The sequence below is a fragment of the Cecembia calidifontis genome (genome assembly GCF_004216715.1).
Taxonomy (GTDB): Bacteria; Bacteroidota; Bacteroidia; order Cytophagales; family Cyclobacteriaceae; genus Cecembia_A; species Cecembia_A calidifontis.
Genome location: NZ_SGXG01000001.1, coordinates 19,861 through 37,877 on the forward strand (window position 1 = coordinate 19,861; position 18,017 = coordinate 37,877).

An 18,017-nucleotide genomic window follows, 5' to 3' on the forward strand; every position below is an offset into this window, starting at 1 on the left:
ATCTGAATTATTTGAAAGGGTACCTGACAAAATTCTCCTGACCCATAGCTGATTTTTCGTACATCCCAATGCAATAAGTATTCCGTGCGGGATCAAAATGAGGAATGTCAGGCTGCAGTTTTTTGGGGGCATAATCTAAGGAACTGAAAAAATACACTTTGGTATTGCCGTATTTTGTATGAGGCATAAATGCACCGTAAGCCTTCATTTCATCCCATAGGGTATCCGGGGAGTAAACAGCATATATCCTAATGATGGGACCGGTATTGTTTTCATTGCGGTAAAAGGCTGTTTCCACAAACTCACCCTTCAAATCCCCTATTCCCGGCTGCGAAATTGTATCTCTAATAATCCAAATGATGATCAAAATGACCGACAGGAAAAGGGCAAAAAAGACAAAACGGTTACTCATAGGAATTAGCGGTTTAAATTTAAAGCCTTAATTTAGGGGAAAAATTCCATGATGGCTTTCGAATATTTAAAAGCGCTGCATATCATCTTTGTCGTGACCTGGTTTGCGGGCCTATTCTACATAGTGAGGTTATTCATCTATCAGGTTGAGGCCCTGGAAAAAACAGAACAGGAAAAAGCAATACTGATGCCACAACTCAATCTTATGGCACAGCGCTTATGGTATATCATTACCTGGCCTTCCGCCATTTTGACTTTGATCTTGGGTTTTTGGGTATTGTATTACAGATGGGGATATATGCAGTTGGGCTTTATGCATGCCAAATTGGGTTTTGTTCTTGTACTGTACATTTATCACATAATTTGCCATAAAATTTTTAAAGATTTACAAAATGGAATAGCAAAATGGACCTCAACACAGTTAAGAATGTGGAACGAATTGGCAACCCTCTTGCTATTTGCTATCGTATTCCTCATTGTACTCAAAAGCCTTATTAGTGTGGTCTGGGGTATTGTTGGTTTATTGGGCCTTAGTGTCCTGATGATGCTTGGCATCAAATGGTACAAAAAAGTTCGGGAAAAAGCGAATCCATAATTAATTCAAAAACTTATATGAAATCTAGCATAGCAACCATTTTCTTTGCCTCACTGGTTTTACTGTTTTCTTGTTCTGGACCTAAAGAAAATGACAACAGTTCTTCTTCTCTACCTATTTTGGGAAACAAGTATGTCAATGAATTTGAAATCGAAGGCAAAATTGTTAAAGACACTGTCTATCATAAGATTGCAGAATTTTCATTTATCAATCAGGAAGGAAAAGAAGTGAATAATGCTACTGTGGAAGGAAAGGTGTATGTGGCAGACTTTTTCTTCACGACTTGTCCCACTATCTGCCCCATCATGAAAACTCAAATGCTCAGGGTTTATGAGAAATTTAAACACGAACCCAACTTTATGATCCTGAGCCACACCCTTGATCCCGAGCATGACACACCGGAACTTTTAAAAGATTATGCAGCCAAAATCGGGGTAGAGGATGATAAAACCTGGAATTTCTTGTCAGGAGATCAGGAAAAAATCTTCGAAATCGGCCAAACAAGCTACCTTACCACTGCCATGTCGGATAAAAATGAACCAGGAGGGATTTTACATTCCGGAGCTTTTGTATTGGTAGATCAGCAGGGCAGGATTAGAGGTGTCTATGATGGGACCAAAGAAGAACAAGTCAATAGATTGATGAAGGATATACCCAAATTACTGAAATAAAAACATGTGGAAAATCGGGACGGGAATCGGCATTTTGATCTTCCTTTGTTTTAGCTGCAATCCCAATCAGTCAGACAAAGATAAGACTCTTGCCTCCATCAAAGATACCAAAGTGCTTCAGTATGCCATTGAAGGGAAAAACTTGTATGAATTGTACTGCGCTAATTGTCATCAAAAAGATGGGACAGGTTTGGGAAAACTAATCCCCCCACTTAATCCTTCCGATTATATGGCCGAAGATGTGGGAAGAACAGCAAGAATCATAAAATATGGTTTACAGGGAGAAATCATGGTAAACGGGCAAGTCTATAATCAGCCTATGCCGGGAAACCCCAACCTTACCAATTTGGAAATTGCAAGGATAATGACCTATATTTATAATATTTGGGGAAATGAGGAAGGGGTAATCGATGCTAACTCAGTGGAAAAGTTTTTAGAAAAGAAAAATTAACCCTTTCCTAACTCCTGCTTGGCTGCCTTGAGCGCTTCTTTGATGTCTTTATTCACCTTCTCTACCAAAACTTTCTGTTCGGTAAGATAGGCCTTTGCTTCTTTTTCCTGACTTCGACAGTCGTCAGTCCCATTTTTACATAAAGTATTGAAATATAGATCATTATAATTTTCAGATTCTCAATTTGGGTGTCCCGGGGTGGTTTTTTGTACTTTTAGGCATGTTTGTTCGGAGAAAACCCAATAAAAGTGGCAAGATCAGTGTTCAGGTAATTGAGAAGATCAAAGGTAAAAGCAAGGTTGTAAAAACGATCGGAAGCAGTTCTGATCGATCTGAGGTTGAAAGACTTTTTATTCTTGGGGAGGAATGGATAAAAAACCATAAAGGAGCACTTGAAATCCCCTTCAGTGATGAAGAACGGATTGCCGATTCTGTTCTGGAAAGTGTTGAAAACATCACTGTTTCAGGTACCGAGCTGCTTTTGGACAGGATTTTCAATGATATTGGGTTCAGCGCAATCCAAGATGATATCTTCAGGTGGCTGGTATATTCCAGGATCTGTTTTCCTGCCAGCAAGCTGAAAACCTGTGATTACCTGCTCACCTACCACGGCCTCGAATTCCAGGTTCAGGACCTTTACAGGTACATGGACAAGCTTTACAACAACTATAAGGAAACGGTCCAGCTGATCAGCTTTGAACATACCAAGAGAATACTCGGAGGGAGTATCAATATCGTTTTCTATGATGTTACTACGCTTTATTTTGAAGTGGATCATGAAGATGATCTTAGAAAGAGTGGTTTTTCCAAGGAGGGAAAGCATCAAAATCCACAGATTGTTTTGGGTCTGCTGGTTGGACTAGAGGGATATCCTCTGGCTTATGAGATTTTTGAGGGAAACAAGTTTGAAGGGCATACGATGATCCCTGTGATAGAAGCTTTTAGAAAGAAGTATAGCTTACCTGCTCCGATTGTTGTTGCCGATTCAGGTTTACTGTCAAAAAGCAATGTAAAAGAGTTACGGGACAACGGTTACGAGTTTATTCTGGGAGCAAGGCTGAAAGCTTCCCCTGATAAAAGTAAAGAGAGGATATTGGCTTTTGAACTTGAAAACGGCGAGAGCAGGCTGCTGGATTGGGAGGACGGGCTCAGAATGGTTGTCAGTTATTCAGACAGAAGAGCCAAAAAAGACAGGATCAACAGGGAGAAAGGTCTTAAAAAGCTCGAGAAACAGTTAAAATCAGGAAAGCTCAACAAAAGCCACATCAACAACAGGGGCTATAACAAGTATCTTAAAATGGAAGGGGAGGTAAAGATTGCACTTGATATTGAAAAGTTTGAACAGGATGGGAAATGGGACGGTCTCAAAGGGTATATTACCAACACAAACCTTGACAAAGACGAGGTCATTGAGAATTACAACAACCTTTGGAAAATAGAAAAGGCCTTCAGGATAACAAAAAATGAAATCAAAGTCAGGCCTGTTTTCCATTATAAACAACGCAGGATCGAAGCACATATAAGCATCGCATTCGTCGCTTACAAAGTGTTTAAGGAACTGGAAAGGCAGTTATTGGAAAAAGGATCAAAACTTTCTCCTCAGAAAGCCATAGAAATAGCAAAAGGGATTTACACTGTTGAAATACAGCTCAAATCTTCAGGTAAAAAGCTGAGAAAGACCCTGCTTTTGAACGAAAGTCAACAAAAACTCGCAAAAATGTTCGGTTTTTGATTTTGGGTGTCCCAGTGTCGAAGTCAGGAGTTTTTAGAAAAGAAAAATTAACCCTTTCCTAACTCCTGCTTGGCTGCCTTGAGCGCTTCTTTGATGTCTTTATTCACCTTCTCTACCAAAACTTTCTGTTCGGTAAGATAGGCCTTTGCTTCTTTTTCATCGACAGATTCATCAGGAGCTTTGTACTGCCTCATCCAAACAAACATCCCTTCAAAAGCATCCTCCAGTTGGTTTTCAATATTCCTTAGCTCATGGATCTTTTCTGCATTGACAACAGAATCTTCCGCTATCAAACTATCGGTTTTTATTTTAATTTCTTTCTTTAAAGACTTAAGCTCCCCCATCAGAGGCATGACCTCATCATGAATAGCGATAACTTCATCTCTAAGCAACTTTGTTTCATCAACTTTTTCTGAATTACATGCAAATTGCACGAAGAGTAACATAAAAAAGATAGATCTGGCAATAGATTTCATATTAAACCGACATTTCTCCTGCAAGTTAGGATTTATTTGATTAATAAAAATTCATTTTATCATCATTTTTTTAAAACAAATCAAAAAAGTCCTGTTTTAGATTTAAATAGTTACTAAAACATCTAACAGCAGCACCATTGATAACGGAGACCTATATAAAATATTTTTCCTTACGCAAGAATATGTAATTTTGAAAATTATAAACCTTAACGATTGACCATGAAACCATTCTGTTTCTCAATAGATAAGATCATCCCTTCAACTGAAGCTTCATTGCACCCAATGGACATTGGGTTAATAAGGGGATATGGGATATTTGATTTCTTCCGTACATCAAATTACACACCTTTATTTCTAAGTGATTATTTGGATAGGTTTGTACGCTCAGCGGAAAAAACCCACCTATACCTACCCTACTCCAAGGAGGAGCTGGCCCAAATCATACACGACCTGATACAAAGAAATGATTTGGAGTTTGGAGGGATAAGAATGGTATTAACGGGAGGCGTTTCAGCCAATCATTTTTCTCCTACTCAGGGTAAACTTTTCATTTTTTGTGAAGACCTGGATTTCCCCTCTCCTGCCAAATATGAGTCTGGGGTGAAATTATTGGCCGTTGAACACATCCGGGCAATTGCTGACATCAAGACCACCAATTATGCATTCCCCGTATGGCATAGTGCCATTTGGAAAAAAGAGGGTGCTGAGGATGTTCTCTATCATTTGAACGGGACTATCTCTGAAAGTTCAAGGTCCAATATTTTTGTCATTAAAGACAACAAGATAGCAACTCCAGACAAACACATCCTTCACGGAATTACCAGAAAAAGGGTTCTTGAATTGGCTCCCGCAACAGAGGTCAGAGAAATTTCACTTGAGGAAGTCTTGGATGCTGATGAGGTATTCATGACAAGCACCACTAAGAAAATCCTTCCAATAACCCAAATTGAGGGGCATAAAATTGGCAACGGAAAACCCGGCCCAATTACCGAAAACCTATTAAAGGAATTCCTCGAAATGGAAAAGTCAATCATCCAATCGGTAAAAAAACTTTAAAAAAAGGGGCTGTCCGAAAAGGGCAGCTTTTTTTATGCCGCTATTTTTTGATTTTGAAAATCCAATGCCATTACCAGTGATCTTTGATTAGAATTTTCCTTTGGAACGTAAAATACCGGCCGACTATTGTAGGGTTTATAACCCAAAGATGATTTTTTAGATAGTTTTAGTCCAGAGTGCATACTTTTAGCCACCATTTTTCTCAGATTATGGCCAATTGCCATCAATAAGAACTCTAATTCCACTTTTTCTAAACCAGTGAGTGTAAATCTGTTGAATTTATTATTGCTTTTCAGCTGGCCAAACGCAGCTTCCGCCTCTATTGGTCTTTTGCTCCTGTGTTCAAGCCCCTTTTTATTCATTAGTTTTTCCTTGGCCTGCTGTTTTAAGAAGTTTAACCTATGGTTCACTTCGATTCTTCTGTTACCTGTCGCTTTGTGGCATTGTGCTCTTAAGGGGCATCCTTCACAGTTTTTTGCCTGATAATAAGTTACTTGAGATACATACCCATTGCTTGAAGTGCGCTTTCCTTGTCCAACATTCTCCATCCGCTGTCCCATGGGGCATACGTAAAAATCTTGCGCTGCATTGTAGAAAAGATTTTGGGGAAGAAAAGGATTGTTCTTTGTCTTCTTCTTTTGCTCCATGTGGAAGTAATTGTATTTCACATAGGCATCAACTCCCTTTTTTTCAAGCATTTCATAATTCTCCTCACTGCCGTATCCTGCATCAGCTACTATCTCTTTACTTTGTTTACTATACGATTTTTCAAAACTGTCCAAGTGGGATTTTAAAGTGGTGGTATCCCCTGCTGTTTGGTGGATAGTAGCATGGGTAATGAATTGATTTTCAGTTGATATCTGAGGATTGTAAGCGGGTTTTAGTTGTCCGTTTTTCATGTGGTCCTCTTTCATTCTCATGAATGTGGCATCATGATCTGTCTTACTGTACGAATTTCTATCCCCCAAAATCTCCAGGTCTTTTTCATACTTCTCCAGCTTGGGAAGATGTTCTTCCTGAAGTTTTTGAAGCTCCTTAGCAATCTTCTTTGAAGGCTCTTTTAGCTTTTTATTTATGGCTGAAAGCCGCTCCCTTAATTCTTCAGAATCAATTTTTTTAGGCAATTCTTCTTGATTAACTTCTTGATTATCTGATAGGATGCTTTCTTCGATATCTGATAAAACACTCTTGATCTTACCTTCTAACCTTTCTTTGTGCTTTTCAACTGTCTTACGCCAGACAAAAGTGTACTTATTGGATTTTGCTTCAATCTTGGTTCCGTCAATGTATTGTACATCAAGGCTTACATATCCCATCTCAACAAGCATTTTTACCACTTCGGCAAACAATGTCTTGATGGAGTCTTTTAAGATTTTACCGCGGAAATCGTTGATGGTTCTGAAATCGGGGGTTGAGTTTCCTGAGATAAACATGAAATGTATGTTCTCATTAAGTGCTTTGGCTATTTTCCTACATGAATACACATTGGATAAATAGCTGTAGAACAGCACTTTAATCATCATTCGTGGATGATAGGCTGATGTACCGCCTCCCTTGTACCTCTTTATAATATCACTGATATCCAAAGAGTTAACCACAGTGTCAACCAATCGAGCAGGGTGGTTATCAGGGATTTTATCAAAAATATTTGCCGGAAATAATTCTGGACAATTGCCAGTCTGATTTTTAAAAACTACCTTAGACATTGTTGTATTTTGTTCAACTCTAAAATAATAATTTTAGAGAAAATCAACAATAAAAAAAGGGTGTCTCGACTTTTCGGACACCCCCTTTTTTTATGAAATTCAGTTGTAAGATTCCATTAATTTGTCAAAAGCTCAGCATCTTTTAAAATGTACATCAGCTTTTCAGGATCTTTGTCATTCAAGGTCAATTTACCTCTGACTTTTACCCTTTTGGAAGTATACTTAATAGGGTTTTTCAGCATTACTTCCATAACCGTCTCAGGCCCGCCTGATCCACAGAAAAAACACTCTGCTAAAGGAAGGGAGGATAAAATGATATGCTCAGGTTTAAACATCCCTTCGAAAGGAATGATAAAGCCATCCGCTTCAACTACTTTGCCCTCCAGACTTTTTATTTTTTGACTGAAAACCGGAATATATAATTCACCGAATTCATCCTGTCCTATTTTATAAGTCACATCAGACAAATCCCTCCATACATTTTGGGAAGTCTGACTGATTGCCCAATTACTAAGAAGGACAAAACCAAAGACGAATACTATTCTTTTCAATACCATACCTTTTATGTATAACAAGTTAATCCGATTGTGAAGTTAAGATTTGGACAATTGCTTTGCAATATCTGTTTGATAAGCGTTCCATGCAGGTATAAGAGAGGCAATAATACCCACCAATACCGCATAACCCAAAATCCATAACTCTTCCTGGAGGAACACAGCTGCGGAAAGTCCACTGATGGCACCCTGTTCATTCTGCATAACAAGCAAAGCCAGGAAAAGGTGCCCCATTAATATCCCTACAATGGCTCCAAGAACGGTTAAAATCACCCCCTCAAGAACTATATGCAAGAACAGCTGTCCTCTTGAAGCCCCTAATGTCCTCATCACTGCCAGGTCATATTTTCTTTCTTTTAATGAATTGAACAGCGCTATAAAAATTCCCAGACCTGCAATAACAATAATCACGATAGCCAGGCCCTGGATCAATTTAACTCCTACCCCTAAAAGCTCAAACAACCTTGATATTTCAAATGAAGGGGAGGCTGCCTGTAATGCACTTCTACTATTGATATATCGTGGCAATTGAACTGCTGCCATGGGATTGCGGTACTGAACCAAGAGGGAGGTTACTTCTCTGTCCTCGTCAGTTTCAGGAAATCCGGTTTTGGCAACCGGTTTTTCAAACTTATCATGATCATGATCTTCATCATGGGTGTACCACACCGACTCTATACTTGTCAGGACCAATTTATCAAGAACATTCCCCTGTGGTGCCAAAATACCTGTAACGGTGTAAGGATGTTCATCATGTTCATGACTGCTACTGCCAATCCCATGTGAACCAACGAAATTATCTCCAACCTTCAGCCCAAGTTTTACTGCAACTTCATGACCTAAAACTACATCAAAAGGTTTTTTCCAAATCAATCCTTCTCCCATTTGGGCATTATACAGTTCAAGGTAATCGTAATTGGTCCCTACGATTCGGTATCCCTGATAATTATCTCCAAGCCCCAATGGAATGACATTCTTGATGAGACGGTTTTTGGAAAGGGCAATGGCATCCTCCATATCAATATTCCCGGTGGGGAAATCAATATGGTAAACACTGGATAGAATCAGTTGAAGCGGACTACCCTTGGCGCCGACAACCAGATCTATCCCTTCTGCATCTCTGGTCATTTTCTTTTCGAACTGATCCTGAATAAGAATCAGGACGGTGATAATCGCAAGACCTAAAGCAAGCAAAAGTATATTTAGACCAGTATTAAGTGGCTTAGCCACGAGATATTTCCAACTCAGTTTGAACATGTTCATACTTCACCTCCTATCGTAATTTGATTGGAAATATGATCTTTTACCCTCTGATCATGGGTTACTATTATAAGAACGGCATTGAATTTTTCTGCCTGCTCCTTAAGGAGCTTAACGACTTTCCCGGCATTTTCATCATCAAGACTGGCTGTCGGTTCATCCGCTAAAATTATTTTCGGGGAATTGGCCAATGCCCTTGCAATCGAAACGCGCTGTGCTTCCCCTTCTGAAAGTGTATTTACTTTGGCTTTCCTTTTTTCAAAAATCCCCAAATCCTTTAGCAGAACCTCATTTTTATCTCCCTTTGCTTTGGAAAAATAATTGGCCAACCGAAGATTTTCTTCCACCGTCAAAGGGGAAAGAATATGAGGCTTCTGGAAAATGATGCCTATGTTTTTCCCTCTGAATTTATCCAGGGCAGCACCACTCAATTGGTAAAGTGAAGTGCCATCAATCAACACTTCCCCTTTAAGCGGTTTTAACAATCCACCCAACATGTTTAAGATGGTTGTTTTACCGCTACCTGATTTTCCGAGTATGAGCAATTGCTCACCTTGATTTAAAGAAATATCGGGGATATTAAAATTTTGATCTGGACTGTAATGGAATTCAATATTCTTTGCGACAAGCATGCTTTATTTTGTTATGGGAATCTTTACGAAGAAAGTTGTGCCTTCGTTCGGTTTACTTTTAAAAGTAATTTCACCTTCAAGAACATCCACACATTTTTTTACTATGGAAAGCCCAAGTCCGGAGCCTTCAATAATTCCGACGTTCTTTGCTCTAAAGAAACGGTCAAAAAGCTGATCCTGTTCTTCTATGGGTATACCAATTCCATGATCGGATATTTTTGCATGCAGATAGCCATTTTCTTCCGTGAGTTCAAATTCCACCGACTGACCGTCTTTGGAATATTTTACTGCATTCGAAAGCAGGTTTTCAAATATTTGGTACAAAAGATCTGAGTCGGAAGTGATGGTTTTGGGAATATTCCCTAGTTTTAGATTGATCTTGACATCGTTTTCACTTCCCGCTTTGACTACATCTACCACCTCATTGATCAGGGCATTTAGGAATAGTTTCTTGGGCTTGTAATCAATTTTATTGGCATCGGCCTTACCAAAAAAGAGCACCGAAGTCAAAAGACTGTTCAGGTTCCTTACAGAATGCTCGATTTTCTCCGCATGCTTCATGATTTTTGCTTTGAAAGGATGGTCTTTTTCAGCATATTTTTGAAGCAATTGCGCAGAGCTCAAGATAGAGGTTAAAGGGGTTTTGAACCCATGGGACACATTCAAAACAATCCTTGACTTGAGTTCACCAATTTCCCTTTCCTTTTCCAAAGCCCGTGTAAGTTCTTTATTGGCTTCAGCAAGATCCTTCGTCCTTTGCCTCACCTTTTCCTCTAATTCATTATTGAGTTTTTGAAGTTCTTTTTCCTTACGGTCCTTAAAAATGGCCAACTCAATAACCATATTCAACTCCCTGATGTTAAAGGGCTTGATAACATATGCAGAAGGGTTTGTTCCCACCACCTTGGTGAGGGTTTCTGCATCCGAGCTGGCAGAAAGGTAAACCACTGGAATATCATATTTCTCATTTATGATTTCAGTGGTTCTTATACCATCCAATTCACCCGCCAAATTGATATCCATCATCACAATATCTGCATGATGTTCCGCTAAGATCTCAAGAGCTTTTTCTCCCGAATCAGAGATACCAATGATTTGATGGTTGTTTTTTTCAAGCGCTTTTTTCAGTAGAAGAGCCGACACATGGTCATCTTCTGTAATCAATATCCTTAATGGAAACATAGGCGTATTCTCTCCAGCATGCAAATTACAAGATAAAATGGATATCAGAAATCATTTTTGAAATACAGGCAAAATTATCCTGACACTTGTACCCTCATCCTTTTTACTGTTTATAAAAATTTCACCTTTCATCATCTGAACGAGATTTTTTGTAATGGCAAGACCCAATCCGGTACCTTCATACACCCTCCCGTAGCCGTCACTTTCCTGCTCAAAAGGTTCAAAAATCCGCTCCAAGAATTCCTCACTCATACCAATCCCCTGATCGATCACCTCCAACTCAATGAATCCATCACTTCCCGATAATTTAACAATAATCAAGCCCCTATCCGAATATTTGATCGCATTCCCTACAATATTATTTACTATCATTTCAAAATACCTGGGATCAATTTCTACCACCATAGCTTGGGTAAGATTCTTGACTGAAATCAAGATACCTTTTTTAATGGCCAAAGACTTCAATGGCAACAACAATTTGGACAAATACTCATTGAGATTGATGGGTTCCGGTTTAAATTCCAGTTTATTCGATTCAATTTTAGACAGATCTAAGATACTGTTGATCGTTTTGAGCAAGCGTTCACCCGATTCCTGTATGATCTCCAGTTGGGCAATAAGTTCCGGGTCATTTTGTCTGTTCAGCATAATGTTTTCAGCAGTACCAAGAATCCCATTGAGCGGGGTCCTGATTTCATGACTCATGTTGGACAAAAAGCTGGATTTAACCTTGGCTGCTTGTTCTGCTTTCTCTTTGGCAATTTTCAATCCTTCTTCGTAAATCTTTCTGTCTGTGATATCCCTGAATACAGAAAAATAGACCTTTTGCCCATTGTATTCGGACTTCAATTCACTGGCATAATAATCCACATATTTTAAACCGCTCTTAAATGGAAGTTTGATTTCAAAATTAACCTGTTTGACAGGATGGTCCTTATAAATTTCTTCCAGGCTTTTCCTTTGTTCTTCATAGAATTTTTTATCATCAAACATTTCCCATATAAAGCCATTCCGAAAATCTTCCAGCTTAATCCCTGCCAAATCCGCCAAAGCTTGATTGGCAGCAATTACTTTTCCATCCTCAGAGCTCAATAGCAGACCATCTTTGGAGCTTTCCCAAACCATCCTAAATTGGTCTTCAGATTGAATAACTTCCTTGGTTTTCTCGTCAATTTCGATTTTTAAAGCACCTGCTTTTTTGCTTTGTGCAAAAAGAATCCTGATCAGGTAACCTATACCCAGCAAAGCCAAAGCAACAATGATCAAAAACCAATTTTGAAGATAAACGGGCTTTAGGATTTTAAAAGGAGGAGTGGACACAGGAGAGGTAAAAGTAAATCCATCATTGCTTGCCATTAAAATAAGTTGATACGATCCCGGAGGCAGATTATTGAAAATCAATTCATTTTCTTTTGGGTTTCTGATCTCCAACCAGGAATCATGCAGCCCCTCCAGTTTATATTTCAAAGTCAATTGTGTATCCTGTAGAAAAGTAACTGCCTTAAAAGGAATAATAACACTGTTATTACTAAAGGGAATTTTGTTGATGTCAATTTTTCTTGCCGGGAAATCAAGTAATTGTACTTCGCCGATACTGAGCAGTGGTTGAGAAAAAATGTAGAAATCTTCCCGTGAATTAAATTTTGAAAGCCCTTTGGAAGTACCTATCCAAATATTCCCCTCATCATCCTCCACCAATGCCCCTCGGTTGATTTCCGATCCTGCAAGCCCGCTATTTTCATTGAAATTCCGAAGTCCAAACCTGTCAATTAAAAAAATCCCCCTATCTGTTCCTGCCCAAACTCTTCCAGATTTATCATGGAGAATGGCATAAACCGGCCTTTGTATTTTTTGACCTTCCCATTCAAAAGGCACCATTTTACCATTTTGATATACTTTAAGGCCTGTTTCCGTCCCGAAGTAAATCCTGTCACCAAGTTCCAAAAAATCATACCCTATCACAGCTACCGCACCTTCGAATTCAATTAATTTGTCCACCTCCGGTATCGCATTCCCACCCTGCATAAAGACCAACTTTCCATTTGATAATTTCCCTATCTTCCTCAGGAAAAATTGGGACTGGCCAAATGCCTGAAGCATCTGACCGGTAATATCATTTTCAAAATGTTTATCAATTGGCTGATCTATGGAAGAAAGGAAAATCTTTTTATTGCTGATAGTAAAAAGACTATCACCAACAACATGGACAGAGTTGACAAACCTTTCATAAGGATTTTTTTGAAGAGACAGGCGATTTGTTAATGGATCGAAGCTCCCCAATCCCAAGGCATTTGCTGTAAACCATATTTTCCCCCTTCTATCTTTTGAAAAATTGGTGATCCTAATTTCTGGCATTCCCCTCAATTCCTCATCCTTAAAAAGAGTTTTCACTTCCCCATTTTTCCATAATTGAAGGCCATTGTTAAAGCCTACCAAAAAGCCACCTTCCAATTTGCTTAAAGCGGTGACTTCATCATCCAGAAATATCCTGGAACCATAATTCTGAAACCTCAAAGAATTGATATTCACCACTCCGCGATGTGAGCCTATCCAAAGAATCCCTTCCCTATCTTTTAAGTGACAGTAGATGTGATGGGTTCTCAGTTCATCAAAAGTACTTAACTCGACTACTTGATCCTCATCAATGGAATATTTGAAAAGCTGGGAATTGTAATGGTAAAATATATCCTTATCAATTTGCGTCAATCCACTGTGGGGTTCTGTGATATAAAAACTTTTGACAAAACCCTGGTGGATGATCCTGTCCACATAATCTACACTCGGACCGGTCGCCAAAAAAACCTTTCCCAAAAAATAATACCTGCTGTTTTTTTCATCTTTTATTATCCTTATTACCCGATCGGGAAGATCCAAGCCCTTCCAGGAAAAATCGTAAAAGTCATTTCCGTCAAAAGAAAGGGTATTCTTATCAAATAAAAGCAACGTAGTATCCATCTGGGAAAATACCGAATGTAAACCTCCATTCTTTTTTACATCCCAACTGAAATTACTCCATTTTTCACTGTTTGAAATATATATGCTATCCGGCGTCACATAAAAATAATGCTCTTTGTTATCATGAAAACTAATATCAAAATATAGGTAAGGAAATGTTTGAGCGTTCATTGGCTCAGGCAGATCCGCTATCACCCAATTTCCCTTATGGAATTTGAGCAGCTCAGGTTTTCCTATTTTGTTGTATACCCAAATAGCCCCATCTTTTCCCCTGAGCAAACCGATTCTTTTAGATAATAGGAATTGAACAGAGTCTGGGACAGGATAAGTAAAGAATCCGTCTGAATAAAAGAGTCCTAAGGCCGTATTGAACCAGATTTGCCCTTCTGCATCCTGCATGATATCATAGACCACATCAGAGGGAAGCTCCACTCCTCTGATTTGATCGTTGATGGGAAAATTCTGGGCGGGCGCTTCACCTAATAGAAACAAAGCGAATATGCACCCGATGATAACTCTCATAAGCACTAAGAACAGCCATCTAAATTATAAAAAGATATGCATACTGTAAATTAATTGGAGATTGTTTACCTTTTCTTTTTGTGGTAGGGCTGAATCTTTTATTTTTGTCGAAACTTTAAAAATCGAAGCATGAGTGTTTTAGTCAATAAGGATTCAAAAGTGATCGTGCAGGGCTTTACCGGTTCTGAAGGTTCATTCCATGCACAGCAGATGATTGAATATGGAACAAATGTAGTGGGTGGCGTGACCCCTGGAAAAGGCGGTACAACCCATTTGGAAAAGCCAGTTTTTAACTCTGTGGAAGAAGCAGTAGCAAAAACAGGCGCCAATACTTCCATTATTTTCGTTCCACCTGCATTTGCAGCGGATGCCATTATGGAAGCAGCGGATGCCGGCATCAAGGTTATCATTGCCATCACCGAAGGAATTCCTGTGGCTGACATGATGAAAGCCAAACCTTATATCAAAGAAAGAGGAGCTGTATTGATCGGGCCTAACTGTCCAGGCGTCATCACACCAGGTGAAGCGAAGGTGGGCATCATGCCGGGCTTTGTATTCAAGCAAGGCAGAATCGGAATTGTATCCAAATCAGGAACTTTGACTTACGAAGCCGCTGACCAGATCGCTAAAGCTGGTTTGGGCGTATCTACAGCCATCGGTATCGGTGGTGATCCAATCATCGGTACTTCTACCAAAGAAGCTGTACAGATGCTCATGGAAGATCCTGAAACCGATGCCATCGTCATGATCGGGGAAATCGGCGGTAATTACGAAGCAGAAGCGGCTAAATGGATCAGAGAAACCGGCAATAAAAAGCCTGTGGTGGGCTTTATCGCAGGTCAAACTGCACCTCCGGGACGTAGAATGGGACATGCCGGAGCCATCATTGGAGGAGCTGATGATACTGCTGCTGCCAAAATGCGCATTATGGGTGAAAATGGCATCCATGTAGTGGAATCACCTGCCGAAATCGGTGCGGTAATGGCCAAAGTACTTGGCGTTGAAGCTTAATGGATTTTTACATTTAGCCTATGTGATATTTAGTTATTTATTTTGATTGTTAAATTTCTTTTCTTAAAAAAACACCCAGTTTACTCTGGGTGTTTTTTTGTGGTAAAGTCAAGGCTATGACCATTCCAAAATCATCAATACTAATCCTATTTTTTTATCAAATCCATACTTAGGTCCAAGTAGTTAAAATTCTAAGAGTAAATACAAGTAAGAACATTCCGAAACAAATAGACACTCTTTATAATGCATAACCCAACCTGAACACTACCTGCCTCGGCCTAAGTAACCTAAAATCTTCTACAAAAACAAAAGCAGAGTTAAATACTGTTGTCCATTCATTTTGACCAAGTAGATTATGGGCAAGCAGGGAAATCTCCAGCCTGCTTTTAGGTATTCGATAATTGTACTCCAAATCCAAAAAATGTATTCTAGCTGCTGAAGTTCCGGCGTTCGAATTGATGGTCAAGGACTCAAAATTGAAATTAGCAGTTTGATTTTTAGACGGCAAGAATATTAAAGAGAGGGAAGGTGTAGAAATGTAGGTGTGGTTGTCAAAATCACCTTCCGAAAATGCTACTGTTTCATCATATTCATATTTTAATTCAAAATTGATTTTACCCAATGGCCTGTAAGCTGCTTTGACATAGGCATTGGTTCTGGAATAATTCAAAAACTGAAAATTTTCATTCACTGCAATTTCCCTTTGAACCCAATTAAAAGATGACCCCACAGCAAAAGTGGTCCGGAATTTTGATACAAATTTACTGGCGTCCCCCATCCAGGAAAATCCTTTACCAATGTTGTCCCAATTTAGTGCAGAAATCATAATGCTGCCATTGCTATCTACCTGATTTTCGAGAATAGTGTTTCGCTGAGAATAATTTAATGAAATGGTAGAATTGATAAACAATGAAATCAAAGGATCTTTGAAGCTTTGCCTCAATGTTAACCTGTAATCATCTACTACAGGTAGCTCTGAATTTTTCACCTGCACTGTTTGGAAACCGGTAAAAATCTGACCTGTATATATATCAGAAAGATCTCCAAACGAAACCTTTCTTCTGAATGAGTTTCTAAAGTCAAAATATGGCCCTTTTTCCAGCCTCCAATAAACTTCTGGTTCAAAAACAAGCCTGTTCGTATTATCTATTTCTTCCGACTCCAATCTATCCTGAACACTGAAAAATGCGAATTTGGTCGGCAAAACCAATTTCAACTGGCTCTGTTTCCTGTTTCTTTCAAAAGACAAAGAAGCATAGGGTGATGCTTCTCTGAAATACATTTTGTTTTCAAAGGGCAAGCCAAGAACAGTGTTACCTAGAAATGCGCTGGTGTTTAAATCAGAATGTCCATACACAAAGCCTGAAACACCGGAAGCCTGAAGACCTAGTAATTTGATGTTTCTGTATGAGATGTAATTGTCAGCTTCAAATCTGTTAAAATGAAGCTGTTGAATTCCTTCAACAGACAAAGAACTTTCGGCCAATCCCAAAAAGGGAGGCAAACTGCTCAATACAGGTCTCTGATTGATAAAGAATACATCAGAATTGAAATCCAGAAGTTGTGAGCCAATTGTGATGATCTTTTTAAAATTATTGGAAAATACGATGTCCGGTTTTCTAATGTGCTGAAAAACACTTTGGTTTTCAAAGTTGAAATCACTCGTAAAGAAGGAATTTACCAAAGTAACTTTTAGCCGATTGTGAAAATAGTTGGTCGGAGAATTTTTTTCCAACGATAAATTAACCCTAAATCTATCGGCTTTTTCGGAAAGAAGACCGGATTCCTGAATAGACACTACATTATCCCCCACGAAGTAATTTTTGTTGATAAGAAAGGAATTTTTGATATTTTCTCTTGAGTAATCCAGTGCTGACTTTAGCTCAAGGTCATTTTCCAGCTTTTTTATCGTATTGACAGAAGCTAGAAGACTTCTATTGAATATATACCTATCATCCCCCAAACTACCTCCTCTTATTCCAGCAGACTGAAACCATTGTCTCGACTCTTCTTCGATCAACCTTCGCCCCGACTTACTGAAATCAAGAATTTCATCAGACAAATTTTCCCCTGCATTATTACTTCCAATGCTGACAATAGACTGAAAAGATTTGTTAAAAATCATTGGGGCTATTTTTGCATCCCAAATTCCCGGAAAACCTCCTCCTGCATACCCTCTTCCGATCACCACATCGTTCTTTTTTAACTTTATATTGATAGAGGCTTGGCTTGTAAACTCTATACTATCCAGCAATCGGATAGGTTGGTGGTTTTCAAGGATATCTACAGATTTTACGGCATCTACAGGCAGATTCCTGGTAGCTATATTGTACCTGCCTTCCAGTAAATCCAGTCCTTCAATGTAAAATTTACGAATAGATTCACCTCTGTAACTTATAGCTCCATTCGACGAAACTTCTATACCCGGTAGCCTTTTCAAAACATCTAATAATACCCTATCATTTTGATTTGAAAATCGCTCCAAATCAAATGATATAGTGTCATTTTTAGACAATACAGGACTTTTAGCTGCTTCCACTATAATTTCTTCTAAATGTAGTACAGAAGGTTGGGCTTCCAAGATTACAAATTGGGTAGTGTTTGCGATTTTAAGCTCTATCTTTTTTATGGTCATTGATTGCCCGACAAGCCATAAACTATCTGCCGCAGACTCTACATTTATGGAAAAACTTCCATCTTCTTTACTTACCGCAAACCCAAGAATTTCTGAACTGCTTTTATTTTTGACTAAAACATGCACTGAGCGAAGAGCGCTTTGATCAGTTTGAAGGATAACCCTTCC

At 38.9% G+C, this 18,017-nt stretch carries 15 protein-coding genes; 6 read left to right on the forward strand and 9 right to left on the reverse strand.

Annotated elements, in window-relative coordinates; genetic code table 11:
* Nucleotides 1–7: 7 nt before the first annotated feature.
* Nucleotides 8–412, reverse strand: a complete 405-nt coding sequence (locus BC751_RS00085; RefSeq protein ID WP_130273760.1) for a hypothetical protein — start codon at nucleotides 410–412, stop codon at nucleotides 8–10.
* A gap of 51 nt (nucleotides 413–463) precedes the next feature.
* On the opposite strand from BC751_RS00085, the gene BC751_RS00090 reads away from it, so the two are divergent.
* The 4 genes from BC751_RS00090 (at nucleotide 464) to BC751_RS00105 (ending at nucleotide 3,860) form a co-directional block, all read left to right on the forward strand.
* On the forward strand, nucleotides 464–1,006 hold the full coding sequence (locus tag BC751_RS00090) for a CopD family protein (RefSeq protein WP_130277453.1): 543 nt from the start codon (nucleotides 464–466) through the stop codon (nucleotides 1,004–1,006).
* Nucleotides 1,007–1,023: 17 nt separating this feature from the next.
* A complete protein-coding gene (locus BC751_RS00095; RefSeq protein ID WP_130273761.1) occupies nucleotides 1,024–1,677 on the forward strand; it encodes an SCO family protein in 654 nt (217 codons plus the stop codon).
* Between the two features lie 4 nt (nucleotides 1,678–1,681).
* On the forward strand, nucleotides 1,682–2,128 hold the full coding sequence (locus tag BC751_RS00100) for a c-type cytochrome (protein ID WP_130273762.1): 447 nt from the start codon (nucleotides 1,682–1,684) through the stop codon (nucleotides 2,126–2,128).
* A gap of 220 nt (nucleotides 2,129–2,348) precedes the next feature.
* Complete coding sequence (locus BC751_RS00105; protein WP_130273763.1) at nucleotides 2,349–3,860, forward strand: IS1634 family transposase; 1,512 nt, start codon at nucleotides 2,349–2,351, stop codon at nucleotides 3,858–3,860.
* A 47-nt stretch (nucleotides 3,861–3,907) separates the two neighbouring features.
* On the opposite strand, the gene BC751_RS00110 is transcribed toward BC751_RS00105, so the two are convergent.
* Nucleotides 3,908–4,306, reverse strand: a complete 399-nt coding sequence (locus BC751_RS00110) for an HEM-1/HEM-2 family protein (RefSeq protein WP_242617318.1) — start codon at nucleotides 4,304–4,306, stop codon at nucleotides 3,908–3,910.
* Nucleotides 4,307–4,555: 249 nt separating this feature from the next.
* On the opposite strand from BC751_RS00110, the gene BC751_RS00115 reads away from it, so the two are divergent.
* Nucleotides 4,556–5,392: an aminotransferase class IV gene (locus BC751_RS00115; RefSeq protein WP_130273765.1), complete on the forward strand. Its 837-nt coding sequence runs from the start codon at nucleotides 4,556–4,558 to the stop codon at nucleotides 5,390–5,392.
* A 32-nt stretch (nucleotides 5,393–5,424) separates the two neighbouring features.
* Here the strand turns inward: BC751_RS00115 and BC751_RS00120 are convergent, their stop codons facing one another.
* From BC751_RS00120 to BC751_RS00145, 6 genes are all read right to left on the reverse strand, one after another.
* A complete protein-coding gene (locus tag BC751_RS00120) occupies nucleotides 5,425–7,098 on the reverse strand; it encodes an IS1182 family transposase (RefSeq protein ID WP_130273766.1) in 1,674 nt (557 codons plus the stop codon).
* Nucleotides 7,099–7,214: 116 nt separating this feature from the next.
* Nucleotides 7,215–7,655 carry a hypothetical protein gene (locus tag BC751_RS00125; RefSeq protein WP_130273767.1) on the reverse strand — a complete coding sequence of 147 codons (441 nt, stop codon included), beginning with the start codon at nucleotides 7,653–7,655 and terminating at the stop codon, nucleotides 7,215–7,217.
* Nucleotides 7,656–7,691: 36 nt separating this feature from the next.
* Nucleotides 7,692–8,915, reverse strand: a complete 1,224-nt coding sequence (locus BC751_RS00130; protein ID WP_130273768.1) for an ABC transporter permease — start codon at nucleotides 8,913–8,915, stop codon at nucleotides 7,692–7,694.
* On the reverse strand, nucleotides 8,912–9,544 hold the full coding sequence (locus BC751_RS00135) for an ABC transporter ATP-binding protein (RefSeq protein WP_130273769.1): 633 nt from the start codon (nucleotides 9,542–9,544) through the stop codon (nucleotides 8,912–8,914). The genes BC751_RS00130 and BC751_RS00135 overlap by 4 nt, the downstream gene beginning before the upstream one ends.
* A gap of 3 nt (nucleotides 9,545–9,547) precedes the next feature.
* Nucleotides 9,548–10,726 (reverse strand): hybrid sensor histidine kinase/response regulator, encoded by a 1,179-nt coding sequence (locus tag BC751_RS00140; protein WP_130273770.1) that lies wholly within the window; start codon nucleotides 10,724–10,726, stop codon nucleotides 9,548–9,550.
* Between the two features lie 51 nt (nucleotides 10,727–10,777).
* Nucleotides 10,778–14,203: a sensor histidine kinase gene (locus BC751_RS00145; RefSeq protein WP_130273771.1), complete on the reverse strand. Its 3,426-nt coding sequence runs from the start codon at nucleotides 14,201–14,203 to the stop codon at nucleotides 10,778–10,780.
* Nucleotides 14,204–14,332: 129 nt separating this feature from the next.
* On the opposite strand from BC751_RS00145, the gene sucD reads away from it, so the two are divergent.
* Complete coding sequence (sucD, locus tag BC751_RS00150) at nucleotides 14,333–15,214, forward strand: succinate--CoA ligase subunit alpha (protein WP_130273772.1); 882 nt, start codon at nucleotides 14,333–14,335, stop codon at nucleotides 15,212–15,214.
* Between the two features lie 238 nt (nucleotides 15,215–15,452).
* Here sucD and BC751_RS00155 read toward each other — a convergent pair whose 3' ends face one another.
* The gene (locus BC751_RS00155) at nucleotides 15,453–17,975 is read right to left on the reverse strand and encodes a TonB-dependent receptor (RefSeq protein WP_130273773.1); all 2,523 of its coding nucleotides are present in this window, start codon (nucleotides 17,973–17,975) and stop codon (nucleotides 15,453–15,455) included.
* Nucleotides 17,976–18,017 lie beyond the last annotated feature (42 nt).

Coding starts and splice junctions, on each gene's coding strand:
- BC751_RS00085 (WP_130273760.1), bottom strand. CDS start 412: ATGAGTAACCGTTTTGTCTTTTTTGCCCTTTTCCTGTCGGTCATTTTG.
- BC751_RS00090 (WP_130277453.1), top strand. CDS start 464: ATGGCTTTCGAATATTTAAAAGCGCTGCATATCATCTTTGTCGTGACC.
- BC751_RS00095 (WP_130273761.1), top strand. CDS start 1,024: ATGAAATCTAGCATAGCAACCATTTTCTTTGCCTCACTGGTTTTACTG.
- BC751_RS00100 (WP_130273762.1), top strand. CDS start 1,682: ATGTGGAAAATCGGGACGGGAATCGGCATTTTGATCTTCCTTTGTTTT.
- BC751_RS00105 (WP_130273763.1), top strand. CDS start 2,349: ATGTTTGTTCGGAGAAAACCCAATAAAAGTGGCAAGATCAGTGTTCAG.
- BC751_RS00110 (WP_242617318.1), bottom strand. CDS start 4,306: ATGTTACTCTTCGTGCAATTTGCATGTAATTCAGAAAAAGTTGATGAA.
- BC751_RS00115 (WP_130273765.1), top strand. CDS start 4,556: ATGAAACCATTCTGTTTCTCAATAGATAAGATCATCCCTTCAACTGAA.
- BC751_RS00120 (WP_130273766.1), bottom strand. CDS start 7,098: ATGTCTAAGGTAGTTTTTAAAAATCAGACTGGCAATTGTCCAGAATTA.
- BC751_RS00125 (WP_130273767.1), bottom strand. CDS start 7,655: ATGGTATTGAAAAGAATAGTATTCGTCTTTGGTTTTGTCCTTCTTAGT.
- BC751_RS00130 (WP_130273768.1), bottom strand. CDS start 8,915: ATGAACATGTTCAAACTGAGTTGGAAATATCTCGTGGCTAAGCCACTT.
- BC751_RS00135 (WP_130273769.1), bottom strand. CDS start 9,544: ATGCTTGTCGCAAAGAATATTGAATTCCATTACAGTCCAGATCAAAAT.
- BC751_RS00140 (WP_130273770.1), bottom strand. CDS start 10,726: ATGTTTCCATTAAGGATATTGATTACAGAAGATGACCATGTGTCGGCT.
- BC751_RS00145 (WP_130273771.1), bottom strand. CDS start 14,203: ATGAGAGTTATCATCGGGTGCATATTCGCTTTGTTTCTATTAGGTGAA.
- sucD (WP_130273772.1), top strand. CDS start 14,333: ATGAGTGTTTTAGTCAATAAGGATTCAAAAGTGATCGTGCAGGGCTTT.